The sequence below is a fragment of the Pseudomonas sp. MDT2-39-1 genome, assembly GCF_054898085.1.
Genome location: NZ_CM142716.1, coordinates 4,113,562 through 4,135,436 on the forward strand (window position 1 = coordinate 4,113,562; position 21,875 = coordinate 4,135,436).

15 protein-coding genes are annotated in these 21,875 nt (G+C 58.2%); 8 read left to right on the forward strand and 7 right to left on the reverse strand.

Annotated features, from left to right (window positions below):
• Positions 1 to 28 precede the first annotated feature (28 nt).
• From ACYZTM_RS19260 to ACYZTM_RS19295, 8 genes are all read left to right on the forward strand, one after another.
• A complete protein-coding gene (locus tag ACYZTM_RS19260) occupies positions 29 to 2,842 on the forward strand; it encodes an endo alpha-1,4 polygalactosaminidase (RefSeq protein ID WP_461984091.1) in 2,814 nt (937 codons plus the stop codon).
• Positions 2,820 to 6,419 (forward strand): tetratricopeptide repeat protein, encoded by a 3,600-nt coding sequence (locus ACYZTM_RS19265; RefSeq protein WP_461984092.1) that lies wholly within the window; start codon positions 2,820 to 2,822, stop codon positions 6,417 to 6,419. Before ACYZTM_RS19260 ends, ACYZTM_RS19265 begins: the two co-directional genes overlap by 23 nt.
• Positions 6,420 to 6,447: 28 nt before the next feature.
• Entirely contained in the window at positions 6,448 to 6,969 is a 522-nt protein-coding gene (locus tag ACYZTM_RS19270) for a penicillin-binding protein activator LpoB (RefSeq protein ID WP_461984094.1), read from the forward strand.
• A gap of 5 nt (positions 6,970 to 6,974) precedes the next feature.
• A complete protein-coding gene (locus tag ACYZTM_RS19275) occupies positions 6,975 to 8,342 on the forward strand; it encodes a PelD GGDEF domain-containing protein (RefSeq protein WP_461984096.1) in 1,368 nt (455 codons plus the stop codon).
• Complete coding sequence (locus tag ACYZTM_RS19280) at positions 8,320 to 9,309, forward strand: HEAT repeat domain-containing protein (protein WP_131060810.1); 990 nt, start codon at positions 8,320 to 8,322, stop codon at positions 9,307 to 9,309. Before ACYZTM_RS19275 ends, ACYZTM_RS19280 begins: the two co-directional genes overlap by 23 nt.
• Positions 9,306 to 10,820 (forward strand): GT4 family glycosyltransferase PelF, encoded by a 1,515-nt coding sequence (gene pelF, locus ACYZTM_RS19285; protein WP_461984098.1) that lies wholly within the window; start codon positions 9,306 to 9,308, stop codon positions 10,818 to 10,820. The genes ACYZTM_RS19280 and pelF overlap by 4 nt, the downstream gene beginning before the upstream one ends.
• Positions 10,821 to 12,191: an exopolysaccharide Pel transporter PelG gene (pelG, locus tag ACYZTM_RS19290; protein WP_461984100.1), complete on the forward strand. Its 1,371-nt coding sequence runs from the start codon at positions 10,821 to 10,823 to the stop codon at positions 12,189 to 12,191.
• 149 nt (positions 12,192 to 12,340) lie between these two features.
• Positions 12,341 to 12,763, forward strand: a complete 423-nt coding sequence (locus ACYZTM_RS19295; protein WP_131060807.1) for an organic hydroperoxide resistance protein — start codon at positions 12,341 to 12,343, stop codon at positions 12,761 to 12,763.
• 131 nt (positions 12,764 to 12,894) lie between these two features.
• On the opposite strand, the gene ACYZTM_RS19300 is transcribed toward ACYZTM_RS19295, so the two are convergent.
• The 7 genes from ACYZTM_RS19300 to ACYZTM_RS19330 form a co-directional block, all read right to left on the reverse strand.
• Positions 12,895 to 13,272: a DUF6124 family protein gene (locus tag ACYZTM_RS19300; RefSeq protein WP_131060806.1), complete on the reverse strand. Its 378-nt coding sequence runs from the start codon at positions 13,270 to 13,272 to the stop codon at positions 12,895 to 12,897.
• A 384-nt stretch (positions 13,273 to 13,656) separates the two neighbouring features.
• Positions 13,657 to 13,860: a hypothetical protein gene (locus ACYZTM_RS19305; RefSeq protein ID WP_461984103.1), complete on the reverse strand. Its 204-nt coding sequence runs from the start codon at positions 13,858 to 13,860 to the stop codon at positions 13,657 to 13,659.
• Positions 13,861 to 14,141: 281 nt separating this feature from the next.
• Positions 14,142 to 16,493 carry a restriction endonuclease subunit S gene (locus ACYZTM_RS19310; RefSeq protein ID WP_461984105.1) on the reverse strand — a complete coding sequence of 784 codons (2,352 nt, stop codon included), beginning with the start codon at positions 16,491 to 16,493 and terminating at the stop codon, positions 14,142 to 14,144.
• Positions 16,490 to 17,959, reverse strand: coding sequence for a type I restriction-modification system subunit M (locus tag ACYZTM_RS19315; protein WP_461984107.1), 1,470 nt, complete (start codon positions 17,957 to 17,959; stop codon positions 16,490 to 16,492). Before ACYZTM_RS19315 ends, ACYZTM_RS19310 begins: the two co-directional genes overlap by 4 nt.
• An 88-nt stretch (positions 17,960 to 18,047) precedes the next feature.
• Positions 18,048 to 20,414 carry an EcoAI/FtnUII family type I restriction enzme subunit R gene (gene hsdR / locus ACYZTM_RS19320; protein WP_461984109.1) on the reverse strand — a complete coding sequence of 789 codons (2,367 nt, stop codon included), beginning with the start codon at positions 20,412 to 20,414 and terminating at the stop codon, positions 18,048 to 18,050.
• 183 nt (positions 20,415 to 20,597) lie between these two features.
• The gene (locus ACYZTM_RS19325; RefSeq protein ID WP_461984111.1) at positions 20,598 to 21,485 is read right to left on the reverse strand and encodes a hypothetical protein; all 888 of its coding nucleotides are present in this window, start codon (positions 21,483 to 21,485) and stop codon (positions 20,598 to 20,600) included.
• Positions 21,485 to 21,691: a hypothetical protein gene (locus tag ACYZTM_RS19330; protein ID WP_461984113.1), complete on the reverse strand. Its 207-nt coding sequence runs from the start codon at positions 21,689 to 21,691 to the stop codon at positions 21,485 to 21,487. Before ACYZTM_RS19330 ends, ACYZTM_RS19325 begins: the two co-directional genes overlap by 1 nt.
• Positions 21,692 to 21,875 lie beyond the last annotated feature (184 nt).

A 21,875-nucleotide genomic window follows, 5' to 3' on the forward strand; every position in this document is an offset into this window, starting at 1 on the left:
ATCGGTTCAGTCAATTCAAGAGTGAGTTATGGAAATCGTTTTTCGCAGGACGCGTGTCCGCGCGGCCGCTAAACGGCTGCTCGCCGCTTTAGCGTTGTTCGTGAGCGGGCCTGCCGTCCAGGCCGCAGCATTGCCGCAACCCGCCAGCGTGGTTTTTTGGTACGCCGATCAACCGCCCATTTCCGAGTTGGCTCAGTTCGACTGGTCGGTGGTCGAACCAGGACATTTGACAGCGGGCGATGTTAAAACCCTGCGCAAATTGGGCAGCCAGCCGTTCGCCTATCTGTCGGTGGGCGAGTTCCATGGTGGCAAGGCCGAACTCGACAAGGCATCCCTCACGGGGGCGGTCAGCCCGGTGCGTAATGGCGCGTGGGACAGTCAGGTCATGGACCTCGCGGCGCCTGCCTGGCGTGAACACCTGTTCGGCCGAGCCAAGGCGTTGCAGGCAGAAGGCTACGCCGGGTTGTTTCTCGACACCCTCGACAGCTTCCAGTTGTTGCCGGAGTCGGCGCGAGAAACACAGCGTCTGGCACTCGCCGGTTTCCTGCGGGAATTGCACCAGCGTCAGCCGAACCTGAAGCTGTTTTTCAACCGTGGATTTGAAGTGTTGCCCGAGCTCGATGGCGTAGCGGCCGCGGTGGCGATCGAATCCATTCACGCCGGCTGGGACGCTTCCGCCAAGCGCTATCGCCCGGTGCCTGAAGCCGATCGGCAGTGGCTGGAAACCCAGATCCAACCGTTGCGTGCCAAAGGCATTCCGCTGGTAGCCATCGACTACTTGCCGCCGGAACGTCGCGATGAAGCGCGCAAACTGGCCAAGCGGCTGCGCGACGAGGGCTTCATTCCCTACATCGGCACGCCTGAGCTGGACTCGATGGGCATCAGCAGCATTGAAGTTCAGCCGCGCCGAATCGCGCTGCTTTACGATCCGCGCGAAGGCGACCTGGTGCGCAACGCCGGGCACACATCGCTCGGTGGTTTGCTCGAATACCTCGGCTACCGCGTGGATTACCTGCCCGCCGACGCCTCCTTACCGGAGCACCGTTTCAGCGGCTTGTACGCCGGGATCATTACCTGGATGACCAGCGGCCCGCCGCAGGACGCACCGGCCTTCAATAGCTGGATCGGCCAGCGTCTGGACGAACACGTCCCGGTGGTGTTCTTTTCCGGCCTGCCGATTCAAGACCCGCTGCTGCTCAAGCGTCTGGGCCTGAACCGCTCGGCGCCGATCGGCACTCAAGCGTTGACCATCAGCTATCAGGACAAGGCGCTGATCGGCGCTTTCGAAGCCCCGGTGCAGCCCCGATCCCGTGACCTGACCGCGATTTCCCTGCTGCCCAACGGTCCGAAAGCCGCGTTGCTGCTGACCGCTGCCGACGGCCAGACATTTGCCCCGGTGGCAGTCGCCGAGTGGGGCGGTGTAGCCCTCGCGCCGTACGTTCTCGAAACGAATAACGAACGCAGCCGCTGGATTCTCGATCCGTTCGCCTTCCTCCAGGCCAGCCTGCGTCTACCGGTTCAGCCGCGCCCGGACACCACTACCGAAAACGGCCGCCGCATCGCCACCGTGCACATCGATGGCGATGGTTTTCCGTCGCGTGCGGAAGTGCGCGGCACGCCATATGCCGGCAAGCAGGTGCTCGATGATTTCATTCGGCCCAACCCGTTTCTGACCTCGGTGTCGATCGTCGAAGGCGAGATCTCACCGCGCGGCATGTTCCCGTTCCTGGCGCGCGAGCTGGAGCCGATTGCCCGTGAGTTGTTCGCCAACCCGAAAGTCGAAGTCGCCAGCCACACCTTCAGCCATCCGTTTTTCATGCAGCCGGAAGTGGCGCAGAAGCGTGAAAATTTCAAACCGGAATACGGCTTGAAAATGGCCATTCCGGGCTACGACAAAATCGACTTCCGCCGTGAGATTTTTGGCTCGCGCGACTACATCAACCAGCAGCTCACCACCCCGGAAAAACCGGTGAAGCTGATCTTCTGGCCGGGCGATGCCTTGCCCTCGGCAGCCACGCTGAAGCTGGCTTACGACGCGGGTCTGAAAAACGTCAACGGCGCCGAGACCATGCTGACCAAGGCCAATCCGTCGCTGACCGGCCTCAATCCATTACTGCGCCCCACCGAAGGCGGCTTGCAGTACTACGCGCCGATCATCAACGAAAACCTCTACACCAACCTGTGGAAGGGGCCGTATTACGGCTTTCGCGATGTGATCGACACCTTCGATCTCACCGACAGCCCACGGCGTTTGCGCGGACTGCACCTGTATTACCACTTCTATTCGAGCACCAAGCAGGCCTCGATCAAGGCGATGAACGAGATCTACGGCTACATGAAGGACCAGCAACCGATGTCGCTGTGGATGAGCGACTACCTCGATCGTGTGCACGGTTTGTATCAGGCCAGTCTGGCGCGCACCGCCGAGGGTGACTGGCAGGTTCGCGGGATGGACGCGCTGCGCACCCTTCGACTCGACCCGCAAATGGGCTGGCCGGACCTGCTGCGCTCGCAAGGCGTCGCCGGTGTTCGCGACCTGCCGCAAGGCCGCTATGTGGCGTTGAGCAGTGACCAGGCGTTGCTGGTGTTGCGCCCCGACCGGGATCAACGGCCGGCGCTGGAGGAGGCCAATCTGCCGTTGCTGGACTGGAAGTATGTGGATGAAAAACACGTGAGCTTTTCGTTTGCCGGGCAGGTCGACCTGACCTTCTCCGTGCGTTCGGCGAGCAGCTGCCGGGTAGAAGTGGACGGGCAACATTTTGCAGGCAAGGCATCCGCCGGCCTGTGGACTTTTCAAATACCAATGAAGCAGGTGAGTCATGGTCAGCTCTACTGCATCTAACTCATCAGCAACTAAAAACAGCCGCCTCCTCAATCCCTGGGCATTGGCGGTGGTGGCGGTGGCCGTGGGTGGCCTGCTGTGGGTGACGTTCCAGCGCGAAGAAGTGTTCCAGCCCGATGGCCGCGAGCCAGATGCGGTGTCGGCCAATTACGCCGAATTGCTGTTGGCGGCGCACCCGGATGACGATCACCTGCGCTTGCAGCTGGTCGATCTGTTGATCCGTCTTGGCGACTACCCGAAGGCGCGCCAGTACCTTGAGAGCTGGCCGAAACCGGAACGCGAGTTGCAGGCCTATTACCGCTTGGAACTGGATGCGCTGGAAGCGGCGAAGGCCGATGATCCGGTCGCGCAGAAAGCCTTGATCGAACGCCTGAAAAGCTTCGATCACCGCATGCTGCCGCTGCCGCTGCCGCAACTGCAGAGCCTGGCCAAGTTGGCATTGACGTTACAGGCGCCGGCGTTCGCTGCCAGCGTTTACGAAGAAATCGCCGATCGCGATCCGGCTCAGCGCATTGCTTCGCTCAAGTCCGCCGCGCAGTGGTACTTGGCCGGTGAACAACCTGGGCGCGCCGCCGACATCTATCTGCTGCTCAAACAGGACAGCCAACAAGCGTCCGGGCGTCGTGAATACGCGCAACTGGCGTTCAACAGTCTGTTGGCCGCCGGCCGTGGTGATCAGGCCGCACGCGTACTGGCCGATGAACTGGATCAGCTCAAGGATCCGCAAACCGATTCGCCGTGGCTGGAGCAAGGCGTCGACGTCGCCGTCGGCAGCAAACGCTTCGATCTGGCCCAGCGTTTTCTGGATCAATGGCGAGTGTTGCAGCCGGACAACCCGCAAATTCTGCGCAAAGAATTCAGCATGCGCCTGGCCCTCGGCGACCTTGCCGGTGCGTGGGACGGTGGTCAGCAGCTCGTGGCTGAACACCCGGATGACCTGGCCTTGCTCGAGCAAATGGGGCATCTGGGCGAGTGGCGTGGCGACAGTCAGGCCGCTCTGGGCTACTGGATTCGCCTGCTGAAACTGCACGAAGACCCGCAAACCCGCGAACACGCCTGGCGTCTGGCAAGCCAGCAATACGATTTTGACCGGGCGATTCCTTTGCTCGCCGAGATCATGGAGCAGCGCGCACTCACTGACGTCGAACTCGATGCGCTGAACTACGGTCACGAATCGCGAGGCACACCGACGCAAGCCGAAGCCTGGTTGCACGCCTACTTGCGCAAGTACCCGGCGCATCGTCTGGCCTGGACACGCCTGCTGCAAAACCTCGAAAACACTGGGCAGTTCGCGCAGAAAACCGAGGTCTACAAGCGCTACTCGAAACGCTTCGCACTGACCACGACCGAGCGCATCGACTGGGCCAATACCGACCTGAAGCTGTTTGATAACCAGGCGGCGTGGGACGTTTTGCAGATCGATAACCGCAAAATCACCGATGAGGGCTACTGGCGCCTTCGCGCTGCTTTGGCGTGGGATCTGGAGCTCGACAATGAGCTGCAGGTTTCCCTGGAAAGACTCCTCGCGCTCAAGGGTTCGCTCAACAGTGGCGACGAAAGTCAGCTGATCACGATGTATCGCAGCAGCGATCCGAAACGCGCCCTGACCATGATGGTCGGCAGCTGGAAGCGCACCCGTGATCCGCAGCGTTTGGTTGAATCCTTGCAGCAAGCCCAGGAGTTGCAGGACTGGCCGCAAGTGGTCGCGCTGCTCAAAGACGCCGAGCAATACCCGGACGCCAACGAGCAAGCACAAGTGCTGGCGATACGCGGTGCCTTGGCGGTGCAGCAGGGCAATATCGACGAAGCGCAGCGCTTGTACCTCTTGGGTTTGTCGCGTTTCCCGGATGACAACCTGTTCCGCGAGCGCTTGATGTGGCTGTACGTCGATCAAGGCAACACCGCCGCGCTCAAGCCGTTGCTGACGGAATGGAAACCCCAGGCGCGTCAGGATCGAATCCTGTGGCTGCCGTTCGCCAGTGCCAGTCAGATGCTCGGTCGCGACGCCGAAGCGTTGGCCTGGTATCGCCTGTACCTCAAGACCAGTCCGCAGGATTGGCTGGTGCGCGCGGCGTATGCCGATGCCCTCGAAAGCGCCGGTTATCAGGATGCGGCCCAACGGTTGCGCTTGAAGCTGTTGCGCAGCCCCGAAGGCGAAAACATTCAGCCACCGTCCCAGCGTTACGCGATCTGGTTGCGCCTGATGGCCAGCAGTTATTCGCCGGCCAAGGCGCAGCAGGAAGTGGCGAAGTGGAAGGACGGCTCGCCAGCAATGCTGCAATTGTGGTTTGAACGCTTGCTGGCACGTCTCGACGCGACCAACCAGGAATCGCAGAAAGACCAATGGCTTGATTGGGCGCGCAGCCAAGGCTTGAAGGTCCAGCGTTACGAAGAAATTCAGCAAGCCTTGCGCAGCCGTAACAAGGCGCAAGTCGAAACGCTGTTGGCCGGTAGCGATCTGAACCCGGCGCAACGTGCTCAGGCGCTCAGCCGTCTGGGCCGATTCGACGAAGCCCTCGAACTAAGCGAGTCCGCGCTGGGTGACGATCAACCCGCTGCCGTGCGCGAGCAACTGCGTCGCCAGGCTGTTGAGCTACAGGAACTGACGCCACAAGGTGCGCAGCTGTCCTGGCATCAGCAGGATTTCGGCGGTCTGGAATTCAACGGACCGCGCCTGCAAATCGCGCACAACCTCGGCAGTCAGTGGTACGCCAACCTTGAGCTGGAGAACGGCACTTACAACAGCGATCAACTGATCGAATCGCGCATGGGCGATGAGCGCAACGCCGCGCTGACCCTGCAACGTTCGGTGGAGGACGGTGGCTACAAACTGTTCGCCGACACCAGTCAGCGCGATGACGATGACCGCACCGGCCTGGGCCTGTCCCGGACCTGGCAGTTGAGCGCCAGTGACCAGATCGAGACCGGCCTGGACTGGCATCGCAAAAGCGAAGACAGCGGCCTGATGCGCGCTTTCGGCCAGCACGACAGTGTGTGGGTCGGCGGTCGTCACGGGCTCTCGGCGCGGGATCAGATCAGCTGGGAAGTCGCACAGAAATCGTTCTCCACCCGTGCGGGCGATGCCCTGGGCAACGGCCAGGCGCTGAAGATGGAATACAACCACACGCTGGAATTTGCGGGGCCTAACTGGACCGTACGCAGCGGCGTCGATTATCAGCACAACAACGTCAAGGACCGCACGCTGGACTACCTGTCCAGCGCCAACGACGGCCCGGTGAAAAGCGTTGATGACTCGGACGACCCCGCGATCGTGACGGCCGACGACTTGCTGCAAAGCCGTTATGGCCAACTGTATGTCGGCAGCTCATGGCGTCGCGGTTTGCCGGGCGCCCTGGTGCGCACTCGCCCGCAATACACCTGGCTGGTGGACGTGACGGCGGGCTGGCAATGGCTGGATCAAACCTTCAACTACGGCATCAACACCGGGATTGGCGTCGAAGTGCTGGGCGGTGACGAATTGGCCCTTACCGTCGGCTACCAATCCGCGCCACAAGGCGGGGACGGTCAGGCGGGCGGAACACTGGGTGTGAGCTACGGCGTGCGATTCGGACGCTGATCATGAAATGTTTACAGGAGAAAAACTGATGCAAGCAATTCGTAATCTGAGCCTGGCTCTGGCAGTCCTGTTTGTCGCCGGTTGCGCCAGCTTCACTGGCGGCGATACCAGCCCGAATCTTCCGCGTACTGCGAAGTGGGGCACCGTGCCGATGATCAACTATTCGCAAACCCCGCAGGCCGGTGAACGCGCCGAGCAGATTCTGCTCAGCGTGCTCAGCAGCCATGGTCTGCAACCACGGGTTTACCCGGTCAGCACTCAGGGCGAACAAGCGCTGATGGATGACAACGAGCGCCTGGCCGGCGCCCTCGACTGGGCACGGGATCAGAAGCTTGATTACGTGGTCGCCGGCAGCGTTGAAGAGTGGCAGTACAAGAACGGTCTGGACGGCGAACCGGCGGTGGGCATCAGCCTGCGCGTGCTCGAAGCCAGCAGCGGTCGTGTGCTCTGGAGCAAAAGCGGCGCACGCGCGGGCTGGTCCCGTGAAAGCCTCGCCGGCACCGCGCAAACGGTGCTCGACACACTTGTTGGCGCCCTTCGGTTCGAGTGAATGCAATGAATTCTCCTCACATGGATTACAGCCTCGCGCCGCGTGCCAGCGGCCCGGTGTCTTGGCTGGAAACGCTGTTGGTCACCGGCGCAGCCATCGGCCTGGGCTTGTGGCTGACCCCCGAAGACCCGCTGCAAATGCACGCCGGTTTTCCCTGGCCGGTGCTGGCGCCGTTGTTGTTAGGCGTGCGCTACGGTTTCGTGCGCGGCTTGCTCAGCGCCAGCCTGTTGGTGGCGGCACTGTTTGCACTGCGTTACATCGGGCATGAAGCCTACGCCCAGCTCGATCCGTCCTTCATTGTCGGCGTACTGGTCAGCGGCATGCTGGTGGGCGAGGTTCGCGATCTGTGGGAACGGCGCTTGCAGCGTCTGCAGATGGCCAACGATTACCGCCAGTATCGACTCGACGAATTCACCCGCGCGCACCAGATTCTGCGGGTCTCCCACGACCTGCTGGAGCAGCGCGTGGCGGGCAGCGATCAAAGCTTGCGCAGTTCGTTGCTGGGCTTGCGCGACAAACTGCGAGTGATGCCGGACGAAGGCGATGCATTGGCCGCGCTGGCCGATCCGATCGTGACCATGTTGGGACAGTACGGCACGTTGCGCGTGGCCGGGTTGTACCGCGTCGATGAGCGTGAAGAGAACGTGTTGCCCGAAGCCTTGGCGACCATCGGTGTCATGGGGCCTTTGGGCACCGAAGACGGTCTGGTCAAGTTGTGCCTGGAGCGTGGCGAACTGGTCAGCGTGCGTCAGGAACTGATTGATGCCGGCAGCTCGGCGCAGTTCTCGTCGTTGCAGGCCTGCATTCCGTTGATTGATGCCGAGGGGCGTTTGCTGGCGATTCTGGCGGTGCGGCAGATGCCGTTCTTCGCTTTCCAGGATCGCACGCTGAGCCTGTTGTCGTTGCTCGCCGGGCACATCGCCGACCTGTTGCGCCGCGACCCGCAAGTGCTGCAATTGGCCGACGCCGATGCGCAGCAGTTCACGCTGCAACTCAAGCGTTCGCTGGTGGACGTCGAGCAGCACAAACTGGCGGCCGGTCTTTTCGCCTTTGAAATCACCCGTCCCAACGATGAGCTGTCGCGTCTGTTCGAACGCAGCCAGCGTGGCCTCGATCTGCAGTTGCCGCTGCGTAACAACCGCGATCATCAGCTGTTGTTGGTGCTGTTGCCGTTGACCAGTCCGCAAGGCACCGAAGGTTATCTGGCGCGGATGAACCTGATGCTGCACGAACACTTTGGCATTGAAAGCAGCCTCGACAGCCTCGGCGTGCGCGTGTTGCCGTTCAACCTGGAGCCTGGCTGTGAACGCAACGGGCTGCGTAATTTCCTGTTCAACGAGTGTGGCCTGAATGATCAGCAAGTGGCTGTTTAGCGGAGCCTTGTTGTTAGAGGCGGGCAGTTGGGCCAGTTTGTGGCTCGCGGCGCCCGAGTTACAACAATTGCTGGTGTTCACCCTCAGCCATGGCCTGGCGTGCGTGATGTTGTGCGCGGCCGTGTGGCTGTTGCTGCCGGCGCGCTACCGGTCGCCGCTGCCGTGGAGCCCGCTGTTTATCTTCAGCCTGGCGTTCTTCGTGCCGGTGCTCGGCGCGGTCGGCGTGGTGGCGGCGATCTTCCCGGCGCTGTACCTGCCGCGCAAACGCGACAAGCAAGCGTGGCAAGCGGTGGGCATCCCGAAACTGCCGTTTCGGGCGCAGGTGCAACTGCACTCGCCGATCTATGCCGATGGCGGTTTGCAGGACGTGTTGCGTCACGCGCCGGATCCGGATCAGCGTCTGGCAGCCCTGTTGGCCACTCGGCGCATGCCCGGCAAAGAAGCGGTGCCGATCCTCAAACTGGCCCTCGGTGACCCGAGTGACGACGTGCGGCTGCTGGCGTATTCGATGCTCGACAAGCAGGAAAGCGACATCAACCTGCACATCCAGATCGCGCTCGGCGAACTGGTCGACGCCAATGCCAAAGCGGCGGGTGCGCTGCACGGCAGGCTGGCGCGTTGGTATTGGGAGCTGGCGTATCTGGGCCTGGCCCAAGGCAGCGTGCTCGACCACGTGCTCAATCAAGCCAGCGAACATGCCGAGCTTGGCCTGGCCGCGGGTGAGGGCGGTGAACTGGTGCTGCTGGCCGGGCGCATCGCGCTGGAGCGAGGTGACGTCGAGCGTGCCGAGGTGCTGCTGAGTCAGGCTCAGGAAAACGGCATGGGCGCGGCACAAGTGCTGCCGTTTCGCGCCGAGCTGGCGTTCGAGGCCGGCCGTTACCACGAAATCCCCGCACTGCTCGCACGCCTTCCCGAGGAAACCCGTCAGCGGCCGCCGTTCGCCGCATTGGTCAGGAGCTGGACATGAGTCAAAAGGAACAGGCATCGGTTGCCGACATCTGTCTGCTGCTCGAAGGCACCTGGCCTTACGTGCGTGGCGGCGTTTCCAGCTGGATTCACCAGATGATCCTCGGCCTGCCGGAACTGACCTTTTCGGTGATGTTCATCGGCGGCCAGCGTCAGGCCTATCCGGCCCGGCGCTACGAAGTGCCGGCGAACGTGCTGCACATCGAAGAAGTGTTCCTCGAAGATGCAACCCATCCGACCGACAGGTTGGTGGTGCCCCGCGAGGCCGACGAACAGCAGTTGCAGGACTTGTATCGCTTCCTGCATCACCCGGATGCGCCGGACCCTGCACTGGGCGAACGCTTGCTCGACTGCATCGCTCAGGGCCGCATGACCCTCGACGATGTGCTGCGCAGCCGCGCCAGTTGGGAGTCGTTGAGCGAAGGCTATCGTCAGCATTGCGCCGACCCGTCTTTCGTCAATTATTTCTGGACCCTGCGCGCGATGCAGTCGCCGTTGCTGATGCTCGCCGAAGCCGCGCAACGGATGCCGAAAGCGCGGGTGCTGCATTCGATTTCCACCGGGTATGCGGGCTTCCTCGGCTGCATCCTCAAGCAGCGCTGGAACTGCACCTATCTGCTCAGCGAACACGGGATCTACACCAAGGAACGCAAGATTGACCTGGCCCAGGCCAGCTGGATCGCCGAGAGTTCCGGTCAGGCGCTGAACCGCAGCCTTGATGCCGGCTCGGGTTATATCCGCACGTTGTGGGTGCGTTTCTTTGAGCGCATCGGCCAGCTGACGTACAACAGCGCCGACAACATCATCGCGCTCTACGACGGCAACCGTCAGCGGCAGATCAAGGACGGCGCCCTCGCGGCCCGCACCCAAGTCATTCCCAACGGCATCGACTTGCCGGTGTGGACCGCGGCGCTGGAATCCCGCGCTCACGGGATTGCGCCCGTGGTCGGTTTGATCGGGCGTGTGGTGCCGATCAAGGACGTGAAAACCTTTCTGCGGGCGATGCGCGGCGTGATCAGCGCCATGCCGCAAGCCGAAGGCTGGATCGTCGGCCCCGAGGAGGAAGACCCGGAATACGTCAGCGAATGCCGCAGCCTGATGGCCAGCCTGGGCCTGGAAGGCAAGGTGCATTTCCTCGGCTTCCAGCGCATTCAGGACATCTTGCCGAAACTGGGCCTGATGGTGCTGACCTCGATCAGTGAAGCGCAGCCGTTGGTGATCCTCGAAGCCTGGGCCGCCGGTACGCCGGTGGTCAGCAGCGACGTGGGTTCATGCCGCGAATTGATCGAAGGTGGTAGCGCCGAAGACCGAGACCTGGGGCACGCCGGCAAAGTGGTGGCGATTGCCGATCCACAAACCACGAGCGCCGCGATCCTTGAACTGTTGCGCAGCCCGCGACGCTGGCAGGCCGCCCAGGCCAGCGGTTTGTTGCGGGTCACTCGTTATTACACCGAAGCCTTGATGCTGCAGCGTTACCGCGACCTGTATCAAGCCGCCATGGAGAACAGCTAAATGGCCGGTATTGGCTTTGAACTGCGAAAAATCCTTTCGCGCGATTCCTACACCGCGACCTTGCACGCCTACGTCTACGCGGGACTGATCAGCTCCGGCCCGTGGGTGTTGTCAATCATCAGCGTGATGCTGGTGGGCATCATCAGCATCGGCCTGCTGCTGCCGAACATGCTGGTGGGGCAGTTCCTCGTGACCGTGACGTACCTGATGGCCACCTCGTTGATCCTGACCGGCGGCTTGCAGTTGTTTTTCACGCGCTTTGTGTCCGACCGCTTGTTCGAGCACAAGTACGATCAGATCCTGCCCAACCTGTTGGGCGTGTTGTTGCTGGTCACGCTCGGTGCCGGGTTGTTGGGAATCGTCGTGCTGGGCTTGTTGTTCGATGAGCCGTTGATTTACCGCGTGCTGGTACTGGCGAACTTCGTGGTGCTGTGCAACTTGTGGCTGGTGATCATCTTCCTCTCGGGGATGAAGGCCTATAACCGCATTCTGCTGGTGATGCTGGTGGGTTATACGCTGATGGTCGCGAGTGCCTACGTACTGAGCTTTTTGCAGATGCCGGGCTTGCTGCTGGCGCTGTTGATCGGGCACAGCACGCTGTTGTTTCTGTTCCTCTACGACATCCTGCGCGAGTACCGCGCCGAGAAACTGATCGCCTTCGACTTCCTCGACCGGCGCAACGTTTTCCTCAGCCTGCTGGCCACCGGTTTCTTCTACAACCTGGGCATCTGGATCGACAAATTCCTGTTCTGGTTCAACCCCGGCACCTCCAACGAAATCGTCGGCCCGCTGCGCGCCTCGATCCTTTACGACCTGCCGATCTTCCTCGCGTACCTGGCGATCATCCCCGGCATGGCGGTGTTTCTGGTGCGCATCGAGACCGACTTTGCCGAGTGGTACGACCGCCTGTTCCGGGCGATCCGCGAAGGCGAAACCCTGCAACACATCGGCCAGCTGAAAACTGAAATGACCTTGTCGATCCGCCAGGGTCTGCTGGAAATCTGCAAGGTGCAGGGGCTGACGGCGGTGCTGTTGTTCCTGTTCGCACCGCGCCTGCTGGACTGGCTGGGCATCTCCAGTTATTACCTGCCGCTGTTCTACATCGACCTGATCGGTGTGAGCATTCAAGTGGTGTTTATGGCGTTGCTCAACGTGTTCTTCTACCTCGACAAGCGCACGGTGGTGCTGGAACTGTGCGTGCTATTTGCAGTGTTGAACGCGATGTTGACGCTGTTCAGCATGTACCTGGGGCCAAGCTTCTTCGGGTACGGGTTTACGCTGTCGTTGCTGATTTGTGTATTGCTGGGTTTACACAGGCTTACAACGGCGCTGGAGGATTTGGAGTACGACACGTTTATGTTGTCGCGCTGATCGTTGTTTCAGGCGTGAAAATAGGCAGTGGCGATTATCGCTCAGTGCCTTTTTTTCGTCCGACTGACGTCACTTGTCAGTCTTGATTGCGCTGCTAGGCTTGAACTCCCGGCCCCATCATCTGTTGCTTCCCATCAGGAGTCACGATCATGAGCACTGCACTGGAAACCGTTCTATACACCGCCAAAACCCACACCGTCGGCGGCCGTACAGGCACTGGAAAATCCAGCGATGGGGAGCTCGATGTCAAATTCAGCTCGCCGGGATCGGGCAAGCCTGGCACCAATCCGGAGCAACTGTTTGCACTCGGGTATTCGGCCTGCTTCATCGGCGCGATACAGGTGGTGGCGGGCAAGATGAAAATCAAACTGCCGGAAGACACGTCGGTCGATGCCGAGGTGGACTTGGGCAAGGTCGGTAGCGGGGACTTCCAGTTGGCGGTCAGGTTGAACGTCAACATTCCCGGGCTGGAGGAGGGGGTGAAACGGGAACTGGCCGAGGCTGCGCACCAGATCTGCCCGTATTCTCGGATGACGCGCGGGCATGTGTCGGTGGATTTGAAAGTGCTTTGAGTGCACTGAGAAAATCCCTGCCATACCCCTAACCAATGTGGGAGCGGGCTTGCTCGCGATAGCGATTGTTCATTCAACATTGGTGTCGACTGACACACCGCAATCACGAGCAAGCTCGCTCCCACAGGGGATCAACTGCGTGGCGCAGATTTCGGCACATCAACATTATCCAGCATCCGATTCACCGCCAGTTCCGCCAGCATCACCACCTGCTGAATCGCCATCGCTCTATGTCGATGTGGGCCTTCCAGATACCCGGCAAAATCACTCGCCATTACACTGGCCTGGGCCAACGATTCACAGGTGTGGGCGAGCAGGTCTTCGTCCTTTAAATCCGGCGCAACGAGAAACATCGTGCTTGGTTTGCGGGCAACGGGTGATTTGAGGGCGGAGGGGTTGAGGTAGTGATCGAGCGCGCGGTCAGCGGCGTCGTGGAGTTTTTTTGAATCGATGGATTCATAGGGGGAAACGTCGTCCGCGGCAGGCGGGTTTGGGGTTTCTTTGATCATGGTAAAAGCTCCTAAATAATTGGAGCTGCCACTTTCATTTCCAGGCGAGTGGGTGGCAGCTGTGCGAGGGCTGGAAACCGAGGTAGGAGCTAACCCTTGGCAGACCCGAAGGTCTCCCGCACACAGCCGCCATAACATTGAACTGCAGGCTGAAAAAAACGCCGCAGTATGTCATGTGGACTACTGATTAGCTCTATTCCCTCGGGTTTCCAGGCCCGGTCGCTGATGTGCAGCGACCGACAAAGCCTATCCACTCGCCTTCCTACCTGACAACCGCCGGAACCTGTCGGAAACATCCCGAAGAATCACGGCGTCTGTAGGATCAGAACGAGATTTCTGTTTAAAAGAGGCTTCCAAAATCAGCGGTTTCTGCGAGTTCCGAACCTAGTTCGAAGCCCCAACCCCAAACTTCAACCCACCCCAATTCCAGTCCTTCGACTGCTTCGTATAGCAGCCAGCCTGATTCTTGGGCTCGGCATCACAGGCAATCCGCCCGGTTTTATTGGTGTCGGTGGTGCGGTCGTTGTAGTGCGCACAACCGGACGTCAGGGAAAGGGATAGCGCGGCAATCAGTACTTTGAATTTCATGGCGACATCCTTGCGGGTAGATCGCCAGCATAGGTCTGGTTGTGTTTAACCACAAATCCCCACCCCCCAGATGCAACAAAACCCGCACTTGGCGGGTTTTGTCTTGCTTCGTATTTGGTGGGCCGGGGTAATTTGAATTGTATTTTTAGGTATTTGATTTAGTTGTTTAATGTGAGTTTTTAAATTTCTTTGGAATACCGATTGGAATACCGAGAGAAGCTGGGATGAGCATTATGCTTCGTTTCCGTATCTTGCAAAGGACGGCCAAAAGGATCATTTATTTAATCGAAACCGGGCAAGCTGAGCATGCCGCCTGTGGTGCGTTTGCCAAAGCCGCTGGGCATGAGGATTTTGTGCTTCTTCATCTCTGCGAGTACCGCTAACCATTCGGTTTTTCCAAAGCGTAGCTTGGTGTCATTCCAGCTATGCATGACTTCGTCCACGATGGCTCCATCGGAAACAGGGCGGCCTTCGAGAATAATATCGTTCCAGGCGGCATAGAGCGTCACAGTCATTTCGCAACGATCCGTATCCCAGTCCCGCATTAACTCGATGACCTGCTCAATGGTGGCGCGCTCAGCGACCGACCAGGCGCTGCTATACGCCAGCCGATGCTGCCCTGCTTGGGAAAGTGGGCGGTAAGCATGGCCAACAGTCTCGCGTTCGATGCGCTCGTACCACTGTCGGTTTTGCAATTCACCTTCGATCTGATTCATCAACTGGCGATCGTGGGGACCGGCGGCGTCGCGCAGGTAAGCGCCCTGGATAGCGGCAATCTTGGCTGCATGCTCGGCCAGGTAAATCACTTTCTGCAGCTTGCGTTGGCCGAAGGTACGTTGGCTATGTAGCCGGTGAGTGATTTCTGCTGCGAGTAGGGTGCGAGATACTTGCCGATCTGTGGCAATTGGAGCCTGCTGGCCATCTTCGGTAAGGGCTCGTTCGACGAGGGTGCTGGCCAACTGTTCGTTGAGCTGTCGGGCCTGGGTTAGTCGGGTTTTGAGTTTGTCGCAGAGGATCATCAGTTGATCGACTTTGGCGACGATGCGGTGTTGTTCAATAACTGGCGGCAGAGGAAGAACAGCCTCTTTAATTTTTCCCAAATTCAGATTCGGCTGCGCACCCCCAGCCGCGAGCAAACGAATATCGTCATAGCTCTTAACGAAGAAATATTTCACAAAACGCCGATGCGACTCGTTTTGATCAAACAGCTGAATTGCGGCACATGCCTGATTCGTACAAGCATCTATCAAAAGCTCAGAAATCTGCCCTCGTGTTTTTCCTTGACCGTACATGGCGATGATCAGCGTATGCGGTGGGTAAACGGTTAGGTTTGTCTCCGTTAGTGCAAGAGGCGCAACCTTCTGCTCGGACTCATGGATATAGTCTTGCGATGTCTCGCCGCTTGTCACCCAGTTAATCGTTGCTGGCGCAAAATACTTAGGATTTGTTCTGAGTGGGGTTGCGCCTGTTCCTACTTGCGCAATTTCCTCTAAGCGTACCCACTCCCAGTTTTCCGGTAATTCAAACGATTTTTCAGTCTCAGTGATCTGTGCTGGCTGCCTCTGTTTCTTGAGCTTGCCCTCCGCTATCAGCCGCGCTCTCTCTTCTGAAATCCGCTTCAGCAACTTGCTGGCCGGCTCATCGCTGGGCTTTTGTGGAACTAGTTTTCCCATCACAGCCAGTTGCAGCATTGTTTGCTTGAGGGCATCAATGCTGTGTTCGGTTGTGAACAGGATGTGGAATTGTTCGGCCAGGCGTTGCCAGTTGGTGGCGAAGTCGATGGAGTCGCTGGCTTGGGTCAGACTGCCGAGCAGCGCTTGCACGAGTTGGGCGTGGGCGGTTCCGGCGTCGGCCTGCTGGGCCTCCAGGCGGTCGCACATGGCCATCAATTCATCGACTTTGGAGACGATGCGGTGTTGCTCGTTGAGTGGCGGAACTGGAACAAACAGGCGGGGAATGTCACCTAGATTTAATTTGTTTGTATGGCTGCCTCCAGCCTTTATCTGATCGTACTGGCGATACATCAAGGGACTTGATAGCACGCAGTGAAAATACCGAGAAAACTTCGTTTTCTTTGGCAGTTTCAAGAGGCCAACACTCACGAATAAGCTGAAAGGAACATCAGTATCTACAATAGTTGGCCGTCCAAGCGTACCAATCCGGCATAGTAAAATGTCTCCCTGTTCAGGATTGCAGCGCGAATTTATTGCTATGTGCTCTTCTTGTGAAATGTATTTGCAATTATCAAAAGAAATAGTTTTCCCATTAATGTCTTTCACAGAAATGAATGGGATGCCCGAGCTTATATACGTGGGCGTATGATGGGTCCCATCAGTGATGAGCAAGGTCAGCGTCGCTGTACTGGCCCATTCCCATCCTGCAGGCAACTCAAAGAGTTGCTTTTCTTCAGCCATCGCAGACAGTGATTTCTGCTTTTTGATTTGGCCATCAGCCACAAGCTGCGCCTTTTCCTTGGCTATACGCTTAAGCAACTCGCTGGCCGGTTCATCATTCGGGTCTTGCAGCACCAACTTGCCGCGTACTGCCAGTTCCAGGATTAACCCACGTAGTTTCTTAATGCCGTTGGGCGCACCGGCCAGGAGCGGCAGATTGTCGGTCAACAATGCTGTCATGCCTGGCGCTCCAGGGCTTCGGCCAGCACCGCTTTAAGCTGGTCGCGCAGGTCGCCGATTTCGCCTTGCAGACTGGAGTAGTTGCGCAGCAGTTCGTCAAGATTGTGGTTGGTCTGCTCACATATATGCGGGTTCTTGCAGTCTAGGTTCCACTTACGCGCCTGCAGTTCTTCGACGCTTACCTTCCAGGTAAATTCGTTCTCCACCCGTGTGGCAAAGCCATCGGCCTCGCTGCCCCACCAGGCTTCTTCCACGTCGAATTCTTCGACACGCATGGGGCGGGTCTTGGAGTAGTTCTTCACTCCGGCCGGATACTGGTGCTCGTAGAACCAAACCTGTTTGGTCGGTGTGCCCTTGGTGAAAAATAGCAGGTTGGTCTTGATGCCTGTGTAGGGATTGAACACGCCGTTGGGCAGGCGAACGATTGTATGTAGGTTGCACTCGGTCAGCAGTTTTTCCTTAATCCGGCTTTTAATTCCTTCGCCAAATAGAAAACCGTCGGGCAGTACCACGGCTGCGCGTCCACCGTCTTTCAGCATTTGCATGATCAGCACCAAAAACAAATCGGCGGTTTCTCGGGTGCGGAAAGCGGCGGGGAAGTTGGTTTCGATGCCATCTTCCTCCATGCCGCCGAACGGTGGGTTAGCGACGATGCAGTGCACGCGCTCGCTCGGGCCCCAACTGATCAGCGGTTTGCTCAGAGTGTTGTCATGGCGGATCTGGCTGGGTACTTCGATGCCGTGCAGGATCATGTTGGTGGTGGCTAGCAGGTGCGGTAGCGGCTTTTTTTCCACGCCGAAGATGCTGGCCTGCAGGGTGCGTTCGTCTTCGGCGGTTTTTACATAGCGGCTGCGTTTGTGTTCGATGGTGCAGGTTAGGAAGCCGCCTGTCCCGCAGGCCGGGTCCATGACCTTTTCGTCCAACTTCGGATCGACCATGCGCACCATAAACTCGGTGACTGGGCGCGGGGTGTAGAACTCGCCAGCGTTACCCGCGTTCTGTAGGTCTCGCAGCAGTTGCTCATAGAGGTTGCCGAACTCGTGGCGCTCCTGGGCTTTATTGAAGTCCACGCCTTCCTGAATCTTGTTGATCACCTGGCGCAGCAACTGCCCCGACTTCATGTAGTTGTACGCGTCTTCAAACACGCTGCGTACCACATAGGCCGAAGGCGTCTTGCTGTACTCATTCAGGTTCTGCAACTGGGGGAACAGGTTGTTGTCGATAAAGTCCTTCAGCCCATCACCGGTCATACCTTCCGGATCGGCGGCCCAGTTACGCCAGCGGCAACTGTCGGGGATGGGCGAACGGTAGTTGTCGTCCATCAGCTCCCATTCCAGCTCGCGGTCATCGAAGATTTTCAGGAACAACAGCCAAACCAACTGACCGATGCGCTGGGCGTCGCCGTCTACGCCAACGTCTTTGCGCATGATGTCCTGAATGGACTTGATGGTGGAGCTAATGGACATGAAATTCTCTCAACGCGTACCGCAAGGGGGGCGAAATTCTACCGGATAGTGGGGGCGACTGCTTTGGCATGTCGTCGGTGTTTAGCCCTTAGCTTGCGTAAAGTTCGTCTTCCAGCTCATGAATAGCCTTGTTGTAGCCAGCCTTGCCGCCAAATGCTTTGACCAGCTCGATGGGCGCACCGATCTGGCTGAAAGGGTCAAGCTGCAGGATTTTGATGTCCTCAATATGCTCGATGCCGGTATCGGCGTATTTATCCAGCAACGCCTCCAGTACCTGGCGAGCTGCGCCAGAATATTTGGCGAAATAGTTGCGCTTTTTCACCTGCTCGGCCCGCTCGCGGCGTGATAGGGCTGGCTGATCGAAGGCGACGTGGCAGATCAGGTCGAACGGATCAAGTGGTTTGCCCTGTTTCTTTTCCACTTCCTCAGCCAAGGCTTCCCACATCACGCCTTGAACGGCCATTTCTTCGATGATGACTTTCTTTTGCTCGGCATCACTCCAGCGCCGGAGGAAATCATCCAGCGAGGCGAACTGCTTTTGCACACAGGTGCGGGTGTGGTCGTGCAGCGATTCGGTGATTAGTCGGCCATCCGGGCCGTAGTACTGCACACGCTCGGCGACGACATAAATCGGGACGTTGTCGATGACATACTTGATGCGTTTTTTTTCGTCATCTTCGCCGGTAAAATCCAGGTCATCGCCCTCGCTATCGTTGCCTGCGCTGATGCCATCTTCATCGGCAAACGGGTCATCCGGCGGTACGGGGGAGTCATCGCCTTCCGGGGCGTAGATCACCACCGGGTCACCGTCGAAGGCCGGGTCGGCAAACAGCTCGGTGGCCTTTTTGAAGTCCATGATGGTGAACCAGTACTTGCCGTAGTCCTCGTTGATTCGAGTGCCGCGACCGATGATTTGCTTGAACTCGGTCATCGATTTGATGTGCTGGTCGAGCACAATCAGCTTGCAGGTCTGAGCATCGACGCCAGTGGTCATCAGCTTGCTGGTGGTGGCAATCACCGGGTAACGCTCTTCCGGGTTGATGAAGTTGTCCAGTTCGGCCTTGCCTTGCTGGTCATCGCCGGTGATACGCATAACGTATTTGCGATTCTCAGCCACACGCTCGGGGTTGAGGTTGACCAGTGCCTGGCGCATGCGCTCAGCGTGGTTGATGTCGTCGCAGAAAACGATGGTTTTCTGAAATGGATCTGTGGCCTTGAGGAGTTCGGTGACCTTCTGGGCCACCAGTTGGGTGCGCGCCTCGATAACCAGAGTGCGGTCCATATCCTTGAGGTTGTAGATGCGGTCTTCGATCAGCTCGCCATTTTTATCGAGCATACCTTTGGGTGGCCGCCAGCCTTGCAGGTCTTTATCGAAGTCGATTCGCACCACTTTGTAGGGGGCGAGAAAGCCGTCTTCGATGCCTTGCTTCAAGGTGTAGCTGTAAATCGGCTCACCGAAGTAAGTGATGCTGGATACCTCTTTGGTTTCCTTCGGTGTAGCAGTGAGGCCCACATGGGTGGCGCTGGAGAAGTAGTCGAGGATTTCACGCCATGCGGAATCCTCGGAGGCGCTGCCACGGTGACATTCGTCGATCACGATCAGGTCGAAGAAGTCGCGGGAGAACTGCTTGTAGATGTTCATCTCTTCATCAGTGCCGGTGACGGCCTGATAGAGCGACAGGTAGATCTCGTATGAGGTATCGATCTGACGTTTGGCGATTTTGGTCATCGCCTGGCCGAAGGGCTTGAAGTCGTTGTTTTTGGTCTGGTCGACCAAGATGTTGCGGTCGGCCAGAAACAGGATGCGTTTCTTCTGTTTCGATTTCCACAGACGCCAGATGATTTGGAAAGCGGTGTAGGTCTTACCGGTGCCCGTAGCCATCACCAGCAGGATACGGTCTTGGCCGCGCGCCACAGCCTCGACGGTGCGGTTGATGGCATTCATCTGGTAATAGCGCGGCATGCGCCCGGAGCCGTCGTCGTAGTAGGGCGCTTCGATCTTGTGTTGGGCTGTTGTATCCAGCCCCTTCCACTGGCAGTAGCGGTGCCAAAGTTCGGTGGGGCTGGGGAATTGATCGAGGGTGAGTTCGGTTTCTACTTGGCTGCCTGTGCCACTGCGGTCGTGAAACAGGAAGCCATCGCCATTGCTGGAGAACACGAACGGTACGTCCAGCGCCTCTGCATAGCCCAGAGCTTGCTGCATGCCGGAGCCAATAGAGTGCTTGTTGTCCTTTGCCTCGATTACTGCGATAGGCAGGTTGGCCTGGTGGTAGAGGATGAAGTCTGCGCGGCGTGCTTCACCACGGCTGTGCAGTTTGCCCCGAACGATAATGCGGCCTTTGGTAAAGCTGACTTCCTCGCGCACCTGCTTGTGCATGTCCCACCCAGCTTGTTGAATGGCTGGGGCGATGTACTTGCTGCAGATGTCCCGCTCGGAAAGTGACTTTTTGTCCATAACCCCAATTCCCGTTTAAACCGGCCTGGTCGCTCCATTCCGGCACTGCTGATCGTGCTCGATTGGCGCAAATGTACCTTGTTTGATGCTGGCGCGGGGGAAGATCAGATTTTGGTGACTGAAGCTGTAGCAAGATGAGTCGAGGTCATGTCAGCGCGATTGTTTCGCGTCGTCCAGATTCTTTTATCTGGGATCGTTCTCAATAGCGAGCTGAAGATGGCTAGGGTGAATAGGTCCACAGGCGAATCGTTGGTACTGAATTAACTTTCGTCGGCGTAAGTCACCAATTTGGCGGAGCATGTTTGGTCGCTCCCGATCCGAGTAGGCCGCTGGAAACATTGCCGGATCGTAGGGGATGGCGTCCAGCACGTCGATTCCATATTCGACATAAACACGCTTGCCGAGCGGTGTCTGGGCCAACGCCTTAATCCGGCGGATATGCTCTGATATGACTCGATATCCATCATTTACCAGCAAGTCGCGCAGATAATGGTTCGACGCGCGAAGTGCAATCTTCACCCGCACGGATTCCCGATGTGGCCGATCCTGCCAGTAAGCGAATAAATTGAATAAACGAGACTTCAGACATGTGATCGGGTCGATGACGGCGACCTGCACACCTTCGATATCCAGGACGGATAAATACTTGAAAATCTCTTTTTTGGGCGCGCCCCCAACGCTGTCCATTTCCAGGATATCGACGATGACCTCTTTACCGTCAACCCAGTCAATGTACGCGGCGGCAATATTGATCGTATTGTCTTCCATTTTCGCTTTGCGAAAAGGGACTCCGATCATGCGGGCGCAATAATCAATGGAGTTGGGATTGCCGATAAAGTCCAGGTCATCGCTAGTGACGAATCCGACATCTTCGCCTGTCATTTCGTCGATGAGGTATTGCCGGGCCCAAAGCGTAAGCGATTGCCCGCCAACGATCACAAGGCCGTAATCGGTGACAGCTGATTGAATTGAGGGGCGGTAGACACGCTGAATTAGATCGAGCAGGAAAGCGAAGAGATCTGATCGTTCTAGTAGGGCGAACGGAGCATCTTCGTTTACCGCTTCGGGCATCAATTGTTAAGCGCAGAGAATCGTTGTGGGCGAGCGATTGAAGCAGAATTGCCACGAAGGGCAGCTTTGGCGCGGGCAGCAGCCATTTCAAGCTTCTGAGGGTCAGCTGCATAGACAGCATTAACTTGGCGGTCACGTGAGCTACTTTTAAGGCTCATCATTTCCGCAAAGCTAAGGTCTTTTGAATGCTGGTGGCCGCTGATCATGGCGAAGTACCCATAAGGGTGAAAATAGACTTGAGTTTGAGGTTAGCACATCCAGTCGGCGTTTTTACAGGCGAAGGGCTGTGATTGCACGGCATTAACCGACGAAGTGTGTAGTCATCATGCCGTCCAGGTGCAAAGGGCCAGGCTCTGCCGGCCCTTTGCACCTGGACGGCTCTTAACGAAC

Coding starts and splice junctions, on each gene's coding strand:
- ACYZTM_RS19330 (WP_461984113.1), bottom strand. CDS start 21,691: ATGATCAGCGGCCACCAGCATTCAAAAGACCTTAGCTTTGCGGAAATG.
- ACYZTM_RS19305 (WP_461984103.1), bottom strand. CDS start 13,860: ATGAAATTCAAAGTACTGATTGCCGCGCTATCCCTTTCCCTGACGTCC.
- ACYZTM_RS19280 (WP_131060810.1), top strand. CDS start 8,320: ATGATCAGCAAGTGGCTGTTTAGCGGAGCCTTGTTGTTAGAGGCGGGC.
- ACYZTM_RS19275 (WP_461984096.1), top strand. CDS start 6,975: ATGAATTCTCCTCACATGGATTACAGCCTCGCGCCGCGTGCCAGCGGC.
- ACYZTM_RS19315 (WP_461984107.1), bottom strand. CDS start 17,959: ATGTCCATTAGCTCCACCATCAAGTCCATTCAGGACATCATGCGCAAA.
- pelF (WP_461984098.1), top strand. CDS start 9,306: ATGAGTCAAAAGGAACAGGCATCGGTTGCCGACATCTGTCTGCTGCTC.
- ACYZTM_RS19260 (WP_461984091.1), top strand. CDS start 29: ATGGAAATCGTTTTTCGCAGGACGCGTGTCCGCGCGGCCGCTAAACGG.
- ACYZTM_RS19300 (WP_131060806.1), bottom strand. CDS start 13,272: ATGATCAAAGAAACCCCAAACCCGCCTGCCGCGGACGACGTTTCCCCC.
- ACYZTM_RS19310 (WP_461984105.1), bottom strand. CDS start 16,493: ATGACAGCATTGTTGACCGACAATCTGCCGCTCCTGGCCGGTGCGCCC.
- pelG (WP_461984100.1), top strand. CDS start 10,821: ATGGCCGGTATTGGCTTTGAACTGCGAAAAATCCTTTCGCGCGATTCC.
- ACYZTM_RS19265 (WP_461984092.1), top strand. CDS start 2,820: ATGGTCAGCTCTACTGCATCTAACTCATCAGCAACTAAAAACAGCCGC.
- hsdR (WP_461984109.1), bottom strand. CDS start 20,414: ATGGACAAAAAGTCACTTTCCGAGCGGGACATCTGCAGCAAGTACATC.
- ACYZTM_RS19270 (WP_461984094.1), top strand. CDS start 6,448: ATGCAAGCAATTCGTAATCTGAGCCTGGCTCTGGCAGTCCTGTTTGTC.
- ACYZTM_RS19325 (WP_461984111.1), bottom strand. CDS start 21,485: ATGCCCGAAGCGGTAAACGAAGATGCTCCGTTCGCCCTACTAGAACGA.
- ACYZTM_RS19295 (WP_131060807.1), top strand. CDS start 12,341: ATGAGCACTGCACTGGAAACCGTTCTATACACCGCCAAAACCCACACC.